Genomic DNA, 22399 nt, shown 5'->3' with positions numbered 1-22399 from the left:
ATAGTATGGAAACACATCAAAAAGACCTGTCGTATTTTAGGTTACGACTACAAGAATTATTGACTACAAGCTTTCCCGAAAAAACGTATGATGTTAAATTTATTGACCAGCGTTCAAGTTGGGCTTCCAATGCTTATGAAGGAGCATTTCGGGCAGGAAACCCCGTCAGTCAATGCGATCATATTGCTGATTATGTTTTATTTGAAGGATTGTACTTCTCCAGATTTGATACCGTTTTTCAGGTGGTTTGCAATGAGTTTGATACTACAATGGCAGACGAAGAACTACGACCGTTTGCCTTCAAGATGTTGCCTGTTTGCGACCCTGTTTTTACAAACTACAAATTGGAGGATGACTTTGCCTATTCTTCGGAGTTTAAACTGCTCTATACCGAACTGACTGGAACTATAGCCATTTGGATAGAAGAAAATGGGCTTCAGTAAACGTCAACATCTCCAAAGGAATATTGATGCCTTACGAATTGCTTTTAAAGTGGAAAGAGACAACCGAAAAGCCTCCGTAAGCGAGAGACAGATAATGATGCAATACAGCGGATTTGGCGGTCTTAAATTCGTGTTGAACCCTGCCCAAAACCCGATAGACATTAACCATTGGAAGAAGACTGAACACGAAATCTTTCCTCTTACACAGGAACTCCATCAGCTACTAAGTGAAAATGCCACTGATGAAAAGCAATACCGCATTTATGTGGATAGTATGCGTAGCTCCGTACTTACGGCATTTTACACACCGCCTTTGGTTATTGATGCCATTTCCACTTCTTTACAGGAGAGCGGTGTAAACATCCAAAAATTTCTGGAACCTTCTGCCGGTATCGGTTCTTTTATACAATCTTTTGCCGATAGAGACTCACCTCAGGTTACCGCTTATGAAAAGGATCTGCTTACAGGAAAAATTTTAAAGCAGCTCTATCCCGACAGTTCTGTCCGAATAAACGGTTTTGAAGAAATACCAGAAAGAGAACAAAATAGCTATGATGTGGTTGCTAGTAATATCCCTTTCGGTGATACTTCCGTTTTTGATCTTTCCTATTCTAGAAGCAGGGACACTGCAAAAGTACAGGCTGCTCGATGCATACACAATTACTTTTTCCTGAAGGGAGCAGATATGCTCCGTGAGGGCGGTATACTGGCTTTTATAACTTCACAGGGTGTACTGAATAGCCCTAAAAATGAAACCATTCGTAGGGCATTGATGAAGGATAATAATCTGGTTTCAGCAGTTCGATTGCCAAACAACCTGTTTACTGACTATGCCGGTACGGAAGTCGGTAGCGATTTGATAATCCTGCAAAAAAATTCTACAAAGAAAAGTTTGACCCAAGCGGAAGAACTGTTTTGTCAAAGCAAAATAGCGGAATACAATAAACCAAACAATGCCTTGTTTCAGGATAACGTAAGGATTGTCCATACTACACGTGTGCTAGGCACTGATCCTTACGGACAACCTATATTTATTTATACGCACAAGGATGGGGTGGAAGGAATTGCCAAAGATCTGAAGCAAATGCTAGCGGAGGATTTTAGAAAACATTTAGATATTGGCTTGTATAAAGGTGAACGGAACGATTTGCCTGTTGTACAAATTCCGATAAAACCAACGGTTACACCTCCCGTTGCCGGGCCTGTAACCATTAAATTGGAAACACAGGCTTTATCTGCTTCAATAACAAATAAGGATATTGTCAAAGAAGAAAGGCAACTGAGTATTTTTGATCTCTTTGAAAATCCAGAAGAACTGACGGCTGTTGCCACTCCTGTAAAAGCAGTTGCAACAACAAAACAACCAGCCAAAAGAAAAAGAACTGTGACCAGGTATCAGGGAAACCTGTTCAGCGGTTTGATGCAGCAATCTCCTGTTCCTATTTCTCCAGTAAATAATAATACTCTAAGTGAAATGAATGCACAGGTAGTCATTGGCGATTTGTTTTCAGTAGTGAGCAGAAATGGTCTGATTGAAAAGATTACCGTAGAGAAAACTATTCCTGAACCTGCAATTTATACCAAGGAAATACACTCTTTTCATCGTAACGATAGTCTTGCAGTGGATAACGGCTGGGTAGGTTATCTCAAAGATATTGAAAGTGAAAAGAAGCAGGCAATGTTTCATCCTCTGAAATTATCGTCCTTGCAGAAAGCAAGGGCTGAAGCCTATATTTCTGTACGGGATAGCTATCTCGATTTATATCAGAAGGAAGCCGATGTGCAAATTGAACATAAAGAAGAGAGAGAAAAATTTAATAAGGTATATGATGCCTTTGTAAAAAGCTACGGAAATCTTAACAGTGCCGAGAATATCAAGCTTATCAAAACAGACAGTTCAGGTAAGGAAATCCCTTATCTAGAACGGGTGGTGGGTGGTGTAGTACATAAGGCAGATATCTTCCACCGTCCGGTAAGCTTCTCCATTACCACATTGACTGCTGATAATCCTGATGAAGCATTAGCTGCATCGCTGAACAAATACGGCAGAGTTGATCTGGGTTATATGTCCAAAATCAGCGGTATGCTATCCGACAATTTGAAAGAGGCATTACAAGGACGTATTTTTTACAATCCTTTGGAAAAGGAATATGAAATAGCGGAAAGATGGGTAGCTGGTAATGTAGTGGAGAAAGTCACAGCAGTAAAAACATATCTCGAAAGCAATCCCGATGATAGGCAGGCCAAACAAAGCCTTACGTCTTTAGAAGAAGCTCGTCCAAGACGAATTGAATTTGAAGAGCTGGATTTCAATCTTGGTGAACGCTGGATACCGACAGGGATCTATGCTCGCTTTGCTTCTCATCTTTTCGACACGGAGGTGCGTATTCAATATTCTGAGACTTCCGATGACTTTTCTATAAAATGTGATCAGAAAAATGTACATATAAGGGATAAATATGCTGTCAAGTCTGAAAGTCGAACATTTGACGGGATTGCTCTGCTGAAAAATGCATTAGTTAACACCACTCCTGATATTACTAAAAAGGTCATAATTGATGATAAGGAGATCAAGGTACGGGATATGGAAGCCATACAGATGGCGAATACAAAGATTGATGAAATACGTACAGCATTTACCGAATGGCTTCACGCCCAAAATGATGAGTTTAAAAAAAGACTAACCAACCAATATAACGATACCTTTAACTGTTTTGTACGACCGCAATATGACGGAAGTCATCAGGAATTTCCCGGACTGGACAGGAAAGGCTTAGCTATTAATGACCTGTATTCGAGCCAAAAGGACACAGTATGGATGATCAAACTGAACAACGGTGCGATTTGCGATCACGAAGTTGGAGCAGGAAAGACATTGGTGATGTGTACCGCAGCACAGGAGATGAAACGTTTTGGAATGGTACATAAACCAATGATAATAGGATTGAAGGCCAATGTTCATGAGATTGCAGAAACGTACCGTATAGCTTACCCACACGCTAAAATTATGTATCCTGGCAAAGAAGATTTTACCCCACAGAAAAGGAAACGGATTTTCGGAGATATTAAAAACAACGATTGGGACTGCGTGATATTGACCCATGATCAGTTTGGCATGATACCCCAGTCACCAGAAATGCAAAAGGAAATCCTACAAGTCGAACTCAACAGCGTGGGAGATAATCTTGCCGCTTTAGAAGCACAGGGCAAGGAGATTTCAAGGGGAATGCTCAAAGGTGTAATCATCAGGAAACAGAATCTTGAAGTTAGACTGAAAACCTTGGAATACGACATCGTAAACCGAAAAGATGATGTAGTGGACTTTAAGATGATGGGCATCGACCATTTATTTGTTGATGAAAGCCACCAGTTCAAAAACCTAATGTTCAATACCCGCCATGACAGGGTTGCGGGTTTGGGTAATATGATGGGAAGCCAAAAAGCCATGAACCTGCTTTTTGCCATCCGCACCATCCAGGATCGCATACAAGGAGATATGGGCGCTACCTTTCTTTCAGGAACAACTATCAGCAATTCCTTAACCGAGCTATATCTATTATTCAAATATCTGCGTCCAAGAGCATTGGAAAAACAGGGTATCAATTGTTTTGATGCTTGGGCAGCTATTTATGCAAGGAAAACAACTGATTATGAGTTTTCAGTAGCGAATAATATCGTTTCAAAAGAGCGCTTTCGTTACTTTATCAAAGTGCCGGAACTTGCACAGTTTTATTCGGAAATCACAGATTACAGAACCGCTAAGGATATTGGTATAGATCGTCCGGAAAAGAACGAGGTGCTTTATAATATACCACCTACGCCTGATCAGGAAGTATTCATCCAGAAATTGATGGAATTTGCAAAATCAGGGAATGCTATCTTATTAGGTAGACCTCCGCTGACAGATCGGGAAGAAAAAGCAAAGATGTTGATTGCTACAGATTATGCCCGTAAGATGTCGCTCGATATGCGGATGGTAAGTGGAAAATACGATGACCATCCCGATAGTAAAGCTTCCCATTGTGCTGCCAATATAGCTAAATACTATCAAAAATTCCATGCGCAGAAAGGAACGCAGTTTGTCTTTTCAGACTTAGGTACTTACAAACCTGGAGAATGGAACGTCTATGGAGAAATAAAACGTAAACTTGTAGAAAATCACGGCATACCACCACATGAAGTCCGTTTTATACAGGAAGCTAAAAATGATAAGCAACGTAAAGAGCTTATCAGCGGAATGAATGATGGAAAAATCCGTGTTCTGTTTGGTTCTACAGGTATGTTGGGAACTGGTGTAAATGCACAGAAAAGAGCAGTTGCTGTCCATCATTTAGATACGCCGTGGCGACCAAGCGATCTTGCCCAACGTGACTGAAGGGCCGTCCGCAAAGGCAATGAAATTGCCAAATTCTTTGCCAACAACAAGGTAGATGTAATTATCTATGCAGTCGAAAAATCGCTGGATGGCTACAAGTTTAATTTGCTGTACAATAAACAGCTTTTTATTGACCAGCTTAAAGCCAACAATCTTGGAAAGCGAACCATTGACGAGGGCAGTATGGACGAAAAATCGGGAATGAACTTTTCTGAATATGTGGCTATCCTTTCGGGCAACACTAATCTTTTGGAAAAAGCGAAGCTGGAAAAACAGGTTGCCGGATTGGAAAGTGAGAAGCAGGCATTCAACCGTTCCAAATTCAGCTCAAAATACAAGTTGGAAGACAGTACCGCTAAATTGGAGTCTGCTGGGTCACGATTGGAACGAATGAGCCTTGATAGGGAAAACCTGGAACAACGCTTACAAAAACGACAGGACGGTACGATACTGAATACTGTCCAACTTGATGGATTGTCGCCTAATGCAGATATGAAACAGATTGGAACCAAGCTTAACCAGATTGCCGATAAAGCTCGTACTGGTGGTCAATATGAAGAAATAGGCAGCCTATATGGGTTTGCATTGTTGGTTAAAACCGAAATGTCCGAAAAAGAGGGTGTTGATATTAGGGTCAATCGTTTTTTGGTACAGGGTGAAGGCAACATAAAATACACCTACAATAATGGCTTGATTGCTAATGATGAAAAGCTTGCGTCAATGAACTTCCTTAATGCTTTGGAAAAAATACCTAGCTATATAGAGCAGGAGCAAAAGAAAATTGCTGAACTGCAAAAAGATCTACCTGTACTTCAGGAAGTTGTCAATGGTACGTGGAAAAAGGAGAGCAGGTTGAGAGAACTAAAAACCGAACTCGCGGCCATTGACAGGAAAATCCAATTATCTATTGCTCCGGAACATAAAGAGCAGGAAGAAACAAGTAAAATGGAGGGTTTTCAGGTGCAGGAAAGACCACATAGGAATTTTGTAAAGCCTTGATAATAATAGAGATTATTTCAATATGATAATTTACTACTAATCTTTTTGTAAGGCTTTCGAACTTGTGTTATTCTAGAGCTTAATTTATGATGTTTTCCATTTGAGTGAATTTTTAAAAACTTTAATTTTAAGTTGATTTCACAATCAGTTGTATTGAAAATCATTAAATTTTGTTTGCCAGTTAATACCTTTTCCCTATCATCATCTTCTTTTAATATATAGCTCAATTCTAATTTTGGGTCATTAGCTCTATGGTATTTTTTTGATTTGTTTTTTAGAAATCGGATATAATCCTCTGTAATCATTTCATTGAAAAAAACCGTGCTAAGACAATTTACAAATTGAAGAATGTTTAATTGGTTCACATCCTCTTTTCTAAAATCTCTACAATTTTATCTTTTCTATTCCCAATTTTATAAATTGATGAGTCAAAAAACACAATTGTTAGCTCAGGACTTAGAGGGATAAATATTTTTAACCCAACAAGAGCATAGCCACTTTTTGAGTGCCTCCATTTTTTTTGTTCAAGGAATTGATTGTACTTGACAATTGGAAAATCAGAAGTTATAAATGGATTTGAAGTTTTATTTACTAAGAGTTTAAAATCTAAATCGGTTATATGTTGAATTATTGTACCTGTCTTAGATAAAGATAATTTAACATGTTCTTCGTGGGTTAATTTAGGGACAAATTTATCGGTATCTACATTTGGGTCAAGTTCCTTAAGTTTTCTCTCCATTTCTAAAAAGTGGTTTTTAATTGCTTCAATAGGAACAGGATTTCTTGCATCAGTAAGAGCTACAAATGATAATAATTCAACATGCTCGACAGAATTTTTCTTTGGAGGTGTTTCATTAGAAATTATTTCTTTGATCACTACGGCAAGTTTTCCTTCAATGTTTGCTAAATCATCTTCAATCTCTCCATCGAGGCCATAAAAAAAATTTTTAGAACCTTGAGTTTTTAACTTTGCTTGTTGAACATATATATTATTGAAAATATTAAAAACTCCAATTTGGTTCTTATTTCCGTCATAAGAAAAGTTACGTAAGTAGAATTTTGGAATATAATGTTGGTTTTTTTTATCTGTTGGCATTATTTGAAGTTTTTCTAATTGTTATAGTAGTAAAATCATTAGATTTTTTTGACTGTATCTACGATAGAATTTTAAATAAGTAATGTAAGTAAAAAAAGATGAAATCAAGAAAATAATTAAATTGTCATTATAAATCACGTTGGCTTTGTTCCGCCCAAGATTGATGATTTTTTAGTAGCAAATATAATGTTTTAATACGGTCTTTGTGTGAGAGAAGGATAGTCTCACTGGATTGCAAACCAACGATGTATTAGCATTTATAAATCCCTTTTGCAATTATCTCTTTTGTACCAGATGCTGCAGATCAGGGTCATTTTTAATACGCTCCAATTCAGTTTCAATAACCTGAATAATATCCAATTTTATCTGTCTGTAATTAGCTTCGATTTCCTGCTTCATCACATCTTCTCCTGCCTCGTTTACGAAAGATAGTATTTCCGGTATTTTTTGATAGTCTTTGGTTTCAGCAGCTACTTTATCATTGTCCACAACAATTTCAGCATGGAAGATTTTCTGTTCGATACGTTCATCAAAATTGTCTGATACAGCCCCTACAAAAACACCTTGGGTCAATGTAGAAATTTTAGATGCAGGAATGAGGCTGTCCAATTGTGTGGAAATGGATGTCGACGTATCATTACGGTTGATTGATAAACTCTGCCTTTTCTGCAACACCTTACCAAAACGTTCCGAGAGGTTTTTGGCAGTTTCTCCTACCACCTGACCACTGAATATATTACCCACGGTATTTTGTATAACCTTACTTTCTTTGTCTCCATAATCGCGGGTTAATTGTGAATAATCCTGAAAGCCCAAACAAACGGCCACCTTATTACTTCTAGCAGTGGCTATAAGATTGTCTAATCCACGAAAGTAGATGGTAGGCAATTCATCAATGATGACTGAACTTTTAAGCTGTCCCTTTTTATTAATAAGTTTCACAATTCTTGAATTGTATAAACCCAACGCTGCGGAATAGATATTTTGACGGTCAGGATTATTACCTACACATAGTATCTTCGGCTCTTTCGGGTTGTTGATGTCCAGTGAAAAATCATCTCCTGTCATAACCCAATACAATTGCGGTGAAATCATTCTTGACAAAGGAATTTTCGCAGATGCTATTTGTCCCTGCAACTGGTCTTGCGCGCCACCTTGCCAGGCATCCATAAAGGGTGATAGATAATTTTCCAATTCCGAATAGGTGGTTAGGATTGTAAAGACGTCAGCGTATTTTTTGTTGAGCAGTTCAATGGCGTGTGGAAATGTACAGTATTTGCCGTTTTCATAGATTTTAAGAAACCATATAATAGCCGCTAAAAGGATGATCGGGCTTTCTACAAAGAAATCCCCTTGCTTTTGTATCCAACTCCTGTTAAGATTCAGCATGATGGTGTACGCCGATTCGTAAGCATCGGATATATCGGTCATAAAATCAGGATTTATGGGATTACAACGATGGCTTTTTCTAGGGTCATCAAAATTAATGACGTAGAATTTCGGTTTTACCTTGTACTTATCAGTGTGTTTTAGTAAATGATTATAGGAAATTGTAGATAGGTCGTCAAACTTAAAATCATAGACATACATTGAAAAACCTTTTTCAATATGCTGCTTGATATAGTTGTTTACTACAGCATACGATTTACCCGAACCGGGTGTACCCAATACAATGGTCGCCCTAAAAGGGTTTACAATATTGATCCAACCATTATACTGTTTTTTGTTATACCAGAATTTGGTGGGTAAGTTCACGGAATATTCATTTTCCATCAGCTTAGTTTCCTGCTGAAAACTTTCGTTCTCATTATTGAAAACATCATCCATCAATTTGGTACGGAGCAGACGGCTTATCCAAACTCCTGCTACCATAAGGGAGATAAAGCCCAAACCTGTGGTAAGAATATAAAGAAATACAGGGATGTTTAATGACAGTTTTAACAATGATGTGTTCAGAAAGAATAGTACAAAACCAATTCCCAAAACCACATATATTTTTGTCCAAGTTATCTTTTCATTCTTTACACCTTTTGTTCCCAAACAGCTTAAAGCTAGAAGAACTATGGCAAATACTTTGGTGTATAAAATTTGTGAAAACAAGCCCGCCGTTCTGTCGAAATTACCTAAAATTTTGTTGATGATTTCTAATGTCCAGCCGCGTTCCATAAAGAAACCGTAACAAAACCAATAAAGGTGCATCAACATTATCAGAATACTCACGGCTCTCATAAATGCCATGATCTTGGCAAGCCCTCTTAAGTCGTCTTCTCCCTGCATTTTTAAAATATTAAAGTTCGGGCGTGAATTTAAAGACTGTAAAGACTGACTCTAGGAAAGTGGCAGTCGATGGCGGTGAGTAGCAGTATTTGGCAATCCTTTATTTTTGACCACTGTTGCGTATTCTTTTCTTCTCCATTTTATTGGCAAAATCCATTTCCTTGGATATACAAATAAAAACTGCACATTAAATTAAGCTACATTTTTGTAATTAATTTGATTGTTAAATTCTTCAATAATTGCATAATTCAAAGCAGAATGTCTCCTTTTTCTGTTGTACAAAATTTCAATGTATTCAAAGATTTTCAGTTTCATTTGTTCTTTTGAAATCAGTTTGTTTCCATAAATCAATTCAGTTTTCAAGGATTTAAAAAAGCTTTACGCTCCTGCATTGTCCCAACAATTTCCATTGCGGCTTATACTACGGGTTATTTTTTTATTGGAATCATGAATATTTACAAACTTTTTGCTAGCATATTGAACACCTTTGTCGGAATGAAAAATCAAACCTTCTTCAATATTTCCGTTTTTAACCGCCATTTTCCAAGCGTAGTTTAGTCTGTACTCATTCCATTGCTCAAACTCCATCCTATAATTTTTCGGTTGTATAAATCCATAATAGTTGTCAGGTATACAAATCCCTCTTTAGTTTGAACATAGGTGATATCAGAAACCTAAACTTTTGAAGGCATTTTTACAATAAACTCCCTATTTAATATATTTTCGACGATTAAGTAATTATGATTTGAGTTGGTCGTTACTTTGAATTTCTTACTTAATTTACTTCGCAAGCCTAACTATTTCATATATTTTGCTACAGTAATTCTTGAAATTTTATAACCAATACTCAGAAGTTCTAATGTTCTTCTAGGACTTCCGTATCGTTGTTTAGATTAAAAATAAATCAATGTTATCTGTTCTTTTATAGCGATTTTTCCTTGCTTTCTTGCAGTGATTATTTGTTTTTCCATCGATAATAACTTCGACTACTCACTTGTAGCACTTTGTATATTTTTAAATCGGGAATAGTTGTTCATTGTTTTTAATGAAACTACAAATCATCGACATCTCTTGGAAAAAATGCCGATTACTTTTTTTAATATAACTCGCTCTAACTCGGCTTCTTTGTGTCTTTTCTCTAGTTCGGGACTTAGTTTTAAACTCCCTTTTCCAGGAAAACTTCCCTCTCCAAACTCCTCGAACTATTTGCGCCATTTGTATAACTATGGTGCTGTTACTCCCAGCTCTCTGACCAGTTGTGATATGTTTGTTCTATCAAAACTCAATTGGACGGCTTTTTCTTTGAAAGCTTTGTCATAAATTTTGCGGACTTGTTTCATAGGTTAAAATTGAGATTATTTCTCAACCTAATGTGATGGCTAAGTTAGTATGTCCAGAGAATCATGTTTATGAATCTCCTTATTTTTTTCTTATACTTCTTCTGGTATAATAAAGTTCATTAACAAGCTAGGCAATACAATCAACAACAACGGTAATGCAATTAAAAAACCTCCAATAACAGCAATAGCAAGAGGTTGGTGTAATTCAGAACCTGTACCAATTCCGATAGCTAATGGTAATAAAGCAATAATTGCTCCTAAAGCAGTCATTAGCTTTGGACGTAAACGTGTAGAAATTGCAAATACTATAGATAGTTTTTTATTTTTAGTTAATTGGTAAGTCTCATTAAATTGGAGATAGGTAAAAATAGCATTTTCACTAATAATACCAACTATCATAATTAAACCAGTATAACTTCCCACATTCAAAGGTGTACGGGTAATAAAAAGTAATAAATAACTTCCTGAAATTCCTAAAACTGAAATAAAAATAATTATTAATGCAACCCTTAAGTTTCTAAATAGGAATAACAAAATACCAAAAACTAATAGGGAAGAAGCAAATAAGATTAGCAAAAGTTCTTTAAAAGATTGTTGTTGATCCTTATATGCTCCAGCATAATCAATATAATAACCAGTAGGTAATACTACTTTACTGGAAACTTCTTGCTTAATTTGGTTCATTACTGTACCTAAATCTTTATTATTTAATCGACCTGTAACAACACACATCATTTGTAGATTTTCTCTTTCTACTTGAGCAATACCTTTTGAAATAGTAATATCAACTAAATTAGTGATAGGAATGGTTTTTCCATTAGGTAAAAAAAGATACGATTTTCTAATATCTTCTAAATTTCGATTTTGCGTATTTGGATAAATTAACCGAATAGGAACTACTTTGTCTAATTCTAATATGGAACCAATAACATTTCCTTCTAATAACGTTTGTAATTGAAACTGAAGATTAGTTGGTGTTATTCCGTATAAAGAAAGTTGTTTATAATTAGGTTGAATACTTATCGAAGGTCCAGCATAAACAATACCATCAAAAACATCAGCAGTACCGTCAATTTTTTCAACTATTTTTGCGACTTCACCCGCTATTTTTTGCAATTCTTTTTGATTGTTACCAAAGACTTTCACTTCAATAGGAGAAACAGAACTCATTAAATCTCCTAACATATCTCCAATAACTTGACCAAAATCTATTCGCAAAGCAGGTTGAGAAGTTTCTACTTTGTGTCTAATTTCATCAATAACATCATTACTAGTTTTGCTTCTATCTTTTTTCAATTGAATCAAATAATCACCTCTGTTGGGTTCGGTAATAAAGAATCCCATTTGAGTACCTGTTCTTCTGCTATAAGCTTCAACTTCTGGAACATTTTGAATAATCTTTTCTACCTCTACTAAAATTCTATCCGTTTCTTCCAAAGAAGTTCCTGGTGGAGATTCATAATCTAAAACAATACTTCCTTCATCCATTTCGGGTAAAAAACCAGTTTCTAATCGAGGAACTATAATAAATATTGAAATGAGTAATACCAAGCAAAAGCCAAAACTAATAAAGGGTCTTTCAACAAAATAACCTACCCAATTTTGAGTTTTTACATCATGATGAGCTTCAACTTTAGTTATTCCTTTATTTTTAGACTGTTTTGGAGTCAATAATAAATAAACTACGGGCAAAAGTATCCAAGTGACTAAAAAAGAACAGATTAAAGTAATAATCATAGTATCTGTTAGCACTTTAAAATAAGCACCTGCAACACCACTCATTAAAACAAAAGGCAGAAAGATAACAATCGTACTCAACGATGAGCCAACCATAGCAGGAAAAAGATAGTGTATTGCTTTTTGTACTAATGTAACAGTTTCTTCATCGGGATGTTCTTCATGGGTACGATGAATCTGTTCTACAACCACAATGGCATCATCGATAATTAATCCTAAAGCTGCCGCAATTGCACCTAAAGTCATAATATTAAAGGTTTGTCCCGTGTGATATAATACTAGTAAGGTTAAACATAAAGTAACCGGAATCACAATTAAAATGGTAGCACTTGCTTTTACTGATTTTAGAAAAATTATAGCAACGATTATAGCTAAAAATAAGCCAATTAATAAGCTATCTGTTACACTTTTTACTGCATCATTTACAAAAGTGGATTGCTTATAATAAGGTGTTATTTTTACGTCTTTTGGAATGATTTTTCGTAATTCTTGCAACTTTATTTCCATGTCTGTTGACATCGTTATTAAATTAGCGTTTGGTTGTTTTATTACTGCAATTAATACACTTTCTTTACCATTGGCATTAACTTTAATGTATTCTTTTGCTTCTTCAATAGCTATAGTTGCAATGTTTTTTAAAGTAATTATTCCTTTTCCTTTATTGCTAACTACCAAATTTTCAATATCCGATTTATTCGTTATTTGAGCATCTGTTAAGGTTAAGTATAGATAACGATTATCTGCTAAATAACCATTAGAAGTGATAAAATTAGTTTGACTCAAAACTTGTGAAACGGCATCAGGTGTAATTCCGTAGGCAGTCATTTTATTTTGGTCTAATTCAATCCAGTATTCTTTTTCTTTTCCACCTATTACTCGCACTTCACTAACTCCTTCTACTTGTGAGAAGAAAGGTTTCATTACATAGTTGGCTATTTTTTTAACTTCAATAGGTGTTCGATTTTTACTTTCAATAGCATAACCAATTACAGGAAGAATAGAAGGATTCATCTTTTCTACTGTAATCTGAATGGATGGTGGTAAATTACTACGAATTTGATTAATTCTAGATTCTATTTGTTGTTTACTGACATCTAAATCTGAATTCCAATCCATAAAAGCGGATATTTCACAGCTTCCTCTACTAGTTGTGCTTCTAACAGTTTTTAGGTTAGGTATTTTTTTAATGGCGTTTTCAAGAGGTTTTGTAACCGTAATCATCATTTTATCAACGGGTTGTTGACCCGCATCTGCAATGACTTTTATTTTTGGAAAGGTTATTTCAGGAAATAGACTGGTTTGCATTTTTGAGTATGTAAAAACACCTCCAATTAAGATCAAGAAAATAAGGGTACTTAAACCACTTTTATATTTTACAAAAAAGTTCTTCATTATTTAAGCGTTTTAATGATTTTTACTTTTAAAGTATCACCTACTCCATAATTTCCAGAAGTTAAAAATTGATCTTTCAAGTCAAATTTAGGGGCAATTATTTCAGTTCTTTCTTGATTTTTTATTCCAATTTGCACAGGAATTTTCACAGCAATAGAATCATTTATTAATTTCATCGTCCAAAATTCAGTTTCAATTTCATCACTTAAAATGGCAGTTTTAGGCAAAGAAATCAAAGAAGCTTTTTGAGATTTTGGTACACGAACCGAAACAATTAAATTTTCAGGTAAGTTTTCTTTCGTATCTATTTTTAAAAATACACTTTGCATCTGAGAACCCACATCAACTGAAGGAATAAATTGTTTTACAGTTGAATTTATAATTCTTCCATCTGGCAAATAAACAGCTAAGAAACTATTTAAATTGATGTACTTTTTTAATTCAAAAGGAACATTAATAATAACTCCATAACTCTCTAAATCATTTATAATAGCTAATACATCACCTTCTTGCACATAGTTTCCTTTTTCAATATTCATAGCAGTTACATAACCATTAGTGCTAGATTGAATGGCAACTGCTTTTCCAAAATGTAGATTTGGATCTAACTTATTTACATCATTTCCTAAGGCAAGTGCTTCTTTAGTTTTTATGGTAAATAAAGTTTTACCTCTATTAATTAAATCATTTGTTTTTATAGATACTGATGTAATATAACCCGTAATATTTGATTTAACAGGAGTCTTTGTGATATAAGAAACGGTACCAGAAACTTCTTCAAAATCATCTATACTTGTAGTGTCTATTTGAGTTACTGTAACAGGCACAATAACTTCTTGTTCTTTACTATTTGTTTCTTGTTTTTTACAAGAATTAAAAAAGAGTATGAACAAAAGAAAACAAGCGTTTAAAAGTATTTTATTTTTCATTGGTATTCCAGTAATTAAATTCATTGATTAGAAGTAATCTGTTGGTATTGTTTTGAGCAATAGTATTATGAATAGTAATGGAATTGTTTAAAGCTAAAACATAATCCGTAATAATTGCATTTCCTGAAACTAGTAATTTAGTAAAGGCTGTGATTAAAGTTTCATTGATTTTTAATTGTTTTTCTAATTTTTGAAGCAGTAATTCATTTTGATTAATCTTTATAATCAGTTGTTCTTGTTGTTGCTTATACTGTCTTTCAAATTGACTTTTGTACGCAATGTTTGTTTTTTGAGCTAAATCATTTTTACTAATTTGTAATTTTCTTTGATGACCATCATACAATGGAATAGAAAAATTAAACCCAAAACTATATCCAAAATTTTTATATGGCTGAACCGTTAATGTAGAATTATAACCTGCATCCGCTAATAAGGATAAAGAAGGTTTATAGGTGTTAGCAATATTTTTTCTTTGATTTTGAATACTTAAACTATCAATTTTATATTGATTATTAAAAATGGATTCGTCAGCTGTAATCAATTGATTTAATTCAAGTTTGGATTCCAATAATTCAACACTTTCCCTTTCGTTAGTACCACATAAATAATTTAGAACAGCTAAATCATTTACAAATTGTTGTTTCATTTGAAGAGTAATTAAATCTTGTTGTGAAACTGTAGACAGAAAAAGTAGATAATCCGTTTGTTTATAAATGGATTTCTGTGTTAGTTTTTTTAATATTTCTAACTCATTATTTAATAAATCAAGTTGTTGCTGTAAAAACACTAATTGTTTATGGTCTGAATAGGCAACAATATATTGCAATTGAACAGCTTTTTTAATATCATTAATTGTAATTCTTTTATTAAAACTCATCTTGTCTTTCAACAAGGTTAAAGATCGTAATTGGTTGTATTTTTGTTCTTTACCAATTATTTTTTGAGAAAAACCAACCAGTCCACTTACAGTTTGACCATTACTTAAAGCAGTATCATATCCAAAATTATTAATTACTGGTGCGTAATTAGTAAATAGATTAGCGTTAAGTTGTGGTTTTAAATTAGCTTTATAAACCAAACTATCAATAGATATTGCACTAGTTTGATTATTCAAATCTTCTAGTAAAGCTGAATTTAAAACTGCTTTTTCAATAAAAAAGTGCACATCTCTTTGCTGTGAAAAAGATAAAAGTGGTAATAGTAAAAAAATTATTTTTTTTATTAAACTCATGTGATTATTTACTGTTTTATTAAAATGCTTGACCAATTCCTATATAAAACAATCCATCTTCTTTTGATTTTCCATAATCAAATGATAGAATAGTTGACTGATTCCATGCAATTCGTAAACCAGCACCATAAGAAAATTTTATTTTTGTAAAATTCAAATCTTGCCAACGATCTCTTACTGTTCCTGCATCGAAAAAAGGAGCTACACCAAAAGCAAATCTTTGTTTTCCTAATTTAGCTTCTAAAAAGCGATATCTTAATTCTAAATTTGTAAACCACATAGAACGTGCTAAAAATCGATTAGCTCTATAGCCTCGTAAGGATTGTTTTCCTCCCAAAGCGTTAATGCTTCCATCTGGACTCCACTGATCTTGAAATTCAAAAAAAGGAGCTTCTGAACCAAAAATAGTTCCAACCCCAATTCTACTGGCAACAACAGTTCTTTTTCCAAAAGGTAATTTCCAAAAAACTTTACCTTGTAAAAATAGTTTATTAAAATTAAACTGCGAACCTATTAAGTTACTTGAGTATTCATTGGCTACTTCAAAATAATACCCTTTTGTTGGGTCGGGTTCAAAATCTCTTGTATCAAAAATAAGAGCTGTTTGAAGTATAGATATCCAACCACCTTCTAATCCAGTTATTTTTCCTTCTTCAAAATCTCTTCTTAAAAGTGAAAACCCATTAGGAGCTGTAGTTTCTCCTCCTGTTATTGGATTTATAGCTTCAGCTTCTTCTCCTTCAAATGTTTTATACCTTAAATGTTGAATTTCATAGCCACCCATTACTCTCCATTTTCCATTTCCAAGTGCATAATCTGCTTTAAGATTAAGCATGTATTCTGTTTCTCTAAATCTATTTGACAAGGCATCTGTTACAAAGGATGCTTCTCCAACTTCTCCAGGACGCAGTATTTTTCTAGCATTGTCATATTCAGCATATGTGCTATATGTTGTTCCTCCTTCTGGTGTTGAAGGTAATCGCAGTTGACCAAGAGTTGAATCTGTGAGACCAAAATATAAGTTTGTTGGATTTTGTTGGGCTTTAAAATCGACTTTAAAACGCCATCTGGTACCTTTGTAGTAAGGAATATCTAAAGACATCACAAGTTCTCTCGCGTTAGAAGTATAATAGGCAGCATTAACTTTTAATTTTGCTAAATAGGGTGTGTAGGGAAATAACGGATTGTTTCTTTGCCCATTCCAATAAACATTAGAACGTACTCCAAAACCAAAACCTGTAACTGGATCCGATGAGAAATCAGGAATACCTGTAAAAAATGTACCTTCATTTTTTTTTAACAAATCATCATCTGACATTCTTTTAGACTTCACAAACGATAGAGTGTCTTTTTCTTGTGCCTCTAGAAAGGGCATGCTTGCAATTGTAAATAAGAAATAATAAATTAACTTTTTTTTCATTTTAATTATATTTTAAATCGCATTAAACTATTGTAAATTAATAATTTAATGCGATTTTAGTATTTATTATTTTTTTAAGCTAATCTCCTTGAACGATTTTCAAAAAACTACCATTAGCATCAAAAAGTAAGTCACTGTTTTTGCCATCAATTTTTATTTCAGCTTCATAAGTAACTACATTTTTAGAATCAGTGATTTTTGCTGTTTCTTTTATGTTTTTTTTTGGATAATTAGTTTTTAAGTAAGTCAATGCTGATCCTGGTAATTCAGATTCAGTAATTTCAATTTCAGTGGCTAACTTGTTACCGTTTTTATCATAATCAGCTGAAGCCTCTTTTCCATTTAATTTAAATTCTGCCTCAAAGCCATCTTCTTCAATATCCCAATCTACTTTTGTATTTGGATATTCTTTTGCAAAGGCTTCAGTTACCACTTTTGGAACTTCTTTGTTTTCTTTAGATTGTGCACAACCTACTGAGCTTATAGCTATTGCAGCTAATAAAATTACTTTTTTCATGATTATAAGTTTTAAATTATAATGTAAAAGTCATGCAGAAATCTATTTAAAATCTATGTTAGTTGATGCATTGTAAAAACATGCAATTTATTTTCATAAGAATAAGAAATGTTGATATTGTAAACTTCAGCTATTTCTTTTACTATAGACAAACCTAACCCAATTGAATTGGGATTGTTAGATTGTTTCTCAAAGCGTTCAAATATTAGATGACTATTTAATGGAGTTTGAATACCTGTATTACTTATACAAATACTGTTATTTTTAATAGAAATAATTATTGAACCATTTTCAACATTATGACGAATAGCATTTTGCATTAAATTATTAAATAAAATATAGCATAGTTCATAGTTTATTTTAAAGTATAATTCTTCGGAATCTTCAAGGTTAAATTTTATATTTTTATCCAAAATAAAATCTTCGTTCAAAGCTTTGCATTTATCTATTAAAGAAAGAAGTGATACATTGTCTGAATGCTGATATTGTCTGTTTTCTATTTTAGAAAGTAATAATAATGATTTATTAATTCTACTTAATCGAATCGTTGCATCATCAATAGATATTAATGTTTTAAGTGTATCTAAATCTAAATCCTTATTCTGTAACAAAATATCTATTTTCCCTTTTATAATAGCAAATGGAGTTTGAAATTCATGAGAAGCATTTTCAGCAAATTTCTTTTGATTGTGATAATCACTAACCATTTTTGAAGTCATTTGATTCATCGAAGAATTTAATTCTTTGAATTCATCTATATCGCTTGATTCAAGTTTTATAATTGCTGATGTTGTAACATTGAAGTTTTTTATATAGTCTAATGTAAACCAAAAAGGCTGCCATAATTTTTTTGAAATTTTTATATTAATAAAATATATAATAGAAAAAAGCAAGAACACTATAGCAACAAAATTAATCAAAACAACTTCCATTAATTCATCAAATTCAATAGTGCTTTTTAAAACTTTTATTTTATAGTTTTTTCCTTTTATTATTGAATTTACTTCTAATACTTTATATGCAATATCTTCTTTTAAATGCTTTGAAAAAATTAATGTGTCCTCTATTTTTTGATTTATAATTTTATTTTTTTCAATTTCTTTTATAAAGACTTCGTTATTAGATTCAAGGATGCTTATTACTGAAACGTCTTCATTTTGAATGTAATTTTCAATAACCTCAACTCTTTGTTGTAATATTGATTCATTACTTTCTCCTATTTCATTTAGTAGAAAAAAATAGAATAATATGGTAGTCAATATTAATACTGGAATAGTATATAAAATATAATAATAACTTGTTTTTGTCAATAATTTCATTGTTCTGTATTAAAGGTGTAGCCAATTCCATATAAAGACTGAATATAATCTGAAGAACCTGCAGCTATTAATTTTTTTCTTAAGTTTTTTACATGGTTATAAATAAAATCAAAATTATCAAATTGATCTGCATTATCACCCCATAAATGTTCCACCAAGGCACTTTTTTGCACAACCCTATTTTTATTACCAATAAAATAGATTAAGAGATCAAATTCTTTAGCAGTAAGGTTTATTATTGAATCATGAATTAGAGTTTTTCTTTCATCTGGATAAATAGTAATTTCATTAATTGTAATTACATCTACTCCATCATATATATTTCGTCTTATTAAAGACTTTACACGAGCATTAAGTTCGGCTAAATAAAATGGTTTTGGTAAATAATCATCAGCGCCAAGATTCAATCCATCTATTTTATCATCTAATGAGTTTTTTGCAGATATAACAATTATACCCGTTTTTGGTCTCGTCTTTTTTATAGCTTTTATCAACTCTAATCCGTTTCCATTAGGTAAAGTAATATCCAGTAAAATACAATCATACTGATACAATTGTATTTTCTCAAAAGCAATCTCAAAATCATTGGCTACTTCTACTTTAAACTTTTCAAGTTCTAAATAGTGCACAATGCTTTTTTGCATTTCTGGTTCATCTTCAATAAGTAAGATTTTCATAAAATTTAAGTATTAGAAAAGTAATATTAATTAAAATTACAAAGCAAATCTATTCTAATTCTATGGTTGAACAACAAAATACAGTTTTACTACAGATTTCAATTAGTTATTTACGACCTAAACTCCAGCAAATGAACAAAAATGTTATTACTAATTTTGACAAACTTAAACTATCACTATTCTTTATCCCTTTTTGTTTATTAGTGATGATTTCCATATTTTTATATGTTAATCATTCTTTTAACGTTAGTAATTATGTGAAAATTCAAAAGGATGTTTTCTATGATATGAATAATTTCTTAGGACAGTACCCAAATTTCGAATATAACCTTACGCAAATAGGAGATGCATCAATATTTCTTTCATTTATCATTTTTTTAATTTTATATACCCCAAAAATATGGGAGTCGTTACTTACAGCTTCATTGGCTTCACTTATATTTTCATTTACTCTAAAAAGAATTTTCAGTGTACCAAGACCTGCTCAAGTATTTGATAACAATACATTTATAATCACGGGTAAAGCAATTGTTGGCAATACGAGCTTACCATCTGGTCATGCTTTAACAATGGTGACGATACTAACAGTATTAATGTACGGATTTATGCCAAAAAGTAAAATAAATAGAATTTTCTATAAAATCATGTTTTTACTTATTGCATTAGTACTTATATCGACAAGAGTTGGGGTAGGGGCTCATTATCCTCTTGATGTACTGATAGGTGGGATTATTGGTTATATTTGTGGCCTCATAGGTGTTTTTGGTAGTAGAAAATATGAAATATGGACTTGGATTGGCAATAAAAAATACTGGCCTCTTTTTATGGTACTAATTATTGGTTGTAGTATCACGTTAATAATCAAAATCATAAATCAAAATTTCATAATTTACTATTTGGCATTGCTAGCTTTAATTGTATCACTTTATAAATTCATTCATGTTTACACTAAAAAATAATATTAAAATATCTCATTTTGTTTTATTAATGAGTGTTTTTAACTTTTTATTCTTTCATTATCCTTTTTTTAAATTTGTCGCTAATAATCTCGATTATAATAGTTTAAGTGGTATTTCAATTGTAATAAGTTTAATTATTTTAATGTTAACTCTTAACGCTTTTGTTTTTTTTCTGTTTTTTTTTCTGTCTCGTTTTTTGGGAAAATTCATATTGGTATTATTCTTTCTAATTAACGCAATTGCTGTTTACTTTGTAAATACATACGGAGTGATAATAGATGAAAGCATGATAGGTAATGTATTCAATACCAATTATGATGAATCAAGTAGTTTTTTTTCAATAAAATTAGTACTTTATATAGTGATACTTGGAATCATTCCAAGTATCTATATAATTAAAGTAAAAATAATTAATGTAACAGTAAAGAAATTCTCAATCATTTCTTCACTTGCCTTACTGTTTGTTTTATTTTTAGTGTTGGTAAATGCTAGCAATTGGCTTTGGATTGATAAAAATTCCAAAACGTTAGGTGGTCTTGCGATGCCTTGGTCTTATGCTGTCAATACTTCACTTTTATATATTCATGAGAATAAGAAAAATGAAAAAGAAATTTTATTACCAAATGCTACAATTAAAGACAATCAAAAATCAGTTGTAGTATTAGTTATAGGAGAATCTGCAAGAAGTCAAAATTTTTCTTTGTATGGTTACAAGAAAAATACAAATCCGCTGCTTTCTAAAATAGACAAGGTATTTCATTTTGAAGCTACTTCTGATGCTACATATACAACAGCTGGTGTGAAAAGTATTTTGGAACATAAAAATACAGATGATTTATATGAAATTTTGCCCAATTATTTATACAGAAATAATGTAGAAGTGGTTTGGAGAACTACAAACTGGGGAGAACCACCAATCCATATTAAAAATTTCCAAAACAGAGATTTCCTAAAGCCAAACTGTATAGGCGAAGGATGTAATTATGACGAAGTTCTTTTAACAGGATTAAAAGAACAAATTTTAGCCAGTAAAAAAAATAAAATATTGATTGTATTGCATACAAGTACTAGTCATGGACCTACATATAGCAAAAAATATCCACCTCAATTTGAGAGTTTTAAACCCGTATGTAATAGCGTTGAATTAGGTAATTGTTCTCAAACAGAATTGATAAATGCTTATGACAATACTATTGTATATACAGATTATATTTTATCAAATGTAATTGATGATCTAAAACAACTAAAGGAATATAAAAGTACAATGCTTTTTATATCGGATCATGGAGAATCTTTAGGAGAAAAAAATCTTTATATGCACGGCGTACCGATTAGTATAGCCCCAAAAGAACAGTATGAAATTCCATTTATAGTATGGCTATCTGCTAATAGTTCAAAAAAATTAAAACCTAATAAGAAATTGACTCAAAATCATGTATTTCATAGTGTCTTAAATTTTTTAAACATAGAAAGTCCTATTTATAATGAGGATATGAATATTTTTAAAGAGTAATTTTTAAAATAGAATTAAAAAATTATTAAAGGAGATAATATAGTTAAACTGCTAAATTGCCTCAATCATTCCTAAATATATATTATTTTAAATTATCCAAATGATTTAATTATAAAACTTAATTTCAAAACAATGGGAAATTATGAAGTAAACTGCATCGAATTATAGATTGATA

At 32.5% G+C, this 22399-nt stretch carries 16 protein-coding genes and 1 pseudogene; 4 read left to right on the top strand and 13 right to left on the bottom strand.

Features of this window, described 5'->3' with window-relative positions:
• The first annotated feature begins 5 nt into the window (after positions 1-5).
• A complete protein-coding gene (locus ACNQF6_RS11610) occupies positions 6-443 on the top strand; it encodes a DUF1896 domain-containing protein (RefSeq protein WP_417966037.1) in 438 nt (145 codons plus the stop codon).
• Positions 430-5817, top strand: a pseudogene (locus ACNQF6_RS11605) (N-6 DNA methylase). Before ACNQF6_RS11610 ends, ACNQF6_RS11605 begins: the two are co-directional and overlap by 14 nt.
• Before the next feature lie 361 nt (positions 5818-6178).
• Here the strand turns inward: ACNQF6_RS11605 and ACNQF6_RS11600 are convergent.
• From ACNQF6_RS11600 to ACNQF6_RS11545, 13 genes are all read right to left on the bottom strand, one after another.
• The gene (locus ACNQF6_RS11600; RefSeq protein ID WP_417966035.1) at positions 6179-6913 is read right to left on the bottom strand and encodes a DUF4238 domain-containing protein; all 735 of its coding nucleotides are present in this window, start codon (positions 6911-6913) and stop codon (positions 6179-6181) included.
• Positions 6914-7189: 276 nt separating this feature from the next.
• Positions 7190-9190, bottom strand: coding sequence for a conjugal transfer protein MobC (gene mobC / locus ACNQF6_RS11595; protein ID WP_417966033.1), 2001 nt, complete (start codon positions 9188-9190; stop codon positions 7190-7192).
• Between the two features lie 192 nt (positions 9191-9382).
• Complete coding sequence (locus ACNQF6_RS11590; protein WP_417966210.1) at positions 9383-9541, bottom strand: IS3 family transposase; 159 nt, start codon at positions 9539-9541, stop codon at positions 9383-9385.
• Positions 9542-9568: 27 nt separating this feature from the next.
• Complete coding sequence (locus tag ACNQF6_RS11585) at positions 9569-9778, bottom strand: hypothetical protein (protein WP_417966031.1); 210 nt, start codon at positions 9776-9778, stop codon at positions 9569-9571.
• Entirely contained in the window at positions 9745-9819 is a 75-nt protein-coding gene (locus ACNQF6_RS11580; RefSeq protein ID WP_417966209.1) for a hypothetical protein, read from the bottom strand. Before ACNQF6_RS11580 ends, ACNQF6_RS11585 begins: the two co-directional genes overlap by 34 nt.
• Positions 9820-10413: 594 nt before the next feature.
• A complete protein-coding gene (locus ACNQF6_RS15735) occupies positions 10414-10530 on the bottom strand; it encodes a transposase (protein ID WP_470303392.1) in 117 nt (38 codons plus the stop codon).
• A gap of 90 nt (positions 10531-10620) precedes the next feature.
• Complete coding sequence (locus tag ACNQF6_RS11575) at positions 10621-13659, bottom strand: efflux RND transporter permease subunit (RefSeq protein WP_417966029.1); 3039 nt, start codon at positions 13657-13659, stop codon at positions 10621-10623.
• A complete protein-coding gene (locus ACNQF6_RS11570) occupies positions 13659-14612 on the bottom strand; it encodes an efflux RND transporter periplasmic adaptor subunit (protein ID WP_417966027.1) in 954 nt (317 codons plus the stop codon). The genes ACNQF6_RS11575 and ACNQF6_RS11570 overlap by 1 nt, the downstream gene beginning before the upstream one ends.
• A complete protein-coding gene (locus ACNQF6_RS11565) occupies positions 14578-15819 on the bottom strand; it encodes a TolC family protein (protein WP_417966025.1) in 1242 nt (413 codons plus the stop codon). The genes ACNQF6_RS11570 and ACNQF6_RS11565 overlap by 35 nt, the downstream gene beginning before the upstream one ends.
• Positions 15820-15838: 19 nt before the next feature.
• A complete protein-coding gene (gene omp85, locus ACNQF6_RS11560; RefSeq protein WP_417966023.1) occupies positions 15839-17239 on the bottom strand; it encodes an Omp85 family outer membrane protein in 1401 nt (466 codons plus the stop codon).
• A gap of 79 nt (positions 17240-17318) precedes the next feature.
• Positions 17319-17756 (bottom strand): PepSY-like domain-containing protein, encoded by a 438-nt coding sequence (locus tag ACNQF6_RS11555; protein WP_417966021.1) that lies wholly within the window; start codon positions 17754-17756, stop codon positions 17319-17321.
• 53 nt (positions 17757-17809) lie between these two features.
• Complete coding sequence (locus ACNQF6_RS11550) at positions 17810-19075, bottom strand: sensor histidine kinase (protein ID WP_417966019.1); 1266 nt, start codon at positions 19073-19075, stop codon at positions 17810-17812.
• Complete coding sequence (locus ACNQF6_RS11545) at positions 19072-19752, bottom strand: response regulator transcription factor (protein ID WP_417966017.1); 681 nt, start codon at positions 19750-19752, stop codon at positions 19072-19074. The genes ACNQF6_RS11550 and ACNQF6_RS11545 overlap by 4 nt, the downstream gene beginning before the upstream one ends.
• A 131-nt stretch (positions 19753-19883) precedes the next feature.
• Between ACNQF6_RS11545 and ACNQF6_RS11540 the strand changes: the two genes are divergently transcribed.
• Together ACNQF6_RS11540 and eptA are read left to right on the top strand one after the other, a co-directional pair.
• Positions 19884-20711 carry a phosphatase PAP2 family protein gene (locus ACNQF6_RS11540; protein WP_417966015.1) on the top strand — a complete coding sequence of 276 codons (828 nt, stop codon included), beginning with the start codon at positions 19884-19886 and terminating at the stop codon, positions 20709-20711.
• On the top strand, positions 20692-22224 hold the full coding sequence (eptA, locus tag ACNQF6_RS11535; RefSeq protein ID WP_417966013.1) for a phosphoethanolamine--lipid A transferase EptA: 1533 nt from the start codon (positions 20692-20694) through the stop codon (positions 22222-22224). Before ACNQF6_RS11540 ends, eptA begins: the two co-directional genes overlap by 20 nt.
• Positions 22225-22399 lie beyond the last annotated feature (175 nt).

It is taken from the genome of Flavobacterium pasteuri (genome assembly GCF_048286615.1).
Lineage (GTDB): Bacteria > Bacteroidota > Bacteroidia > Flavobacteriales > Flavobacteriaceae > Flavobacterium.
The sequence above is the reverse complement of the archived record's forward strand: the minus strand, read 5'-3'. Positions and strand labels throughout refer to the sequence as shown.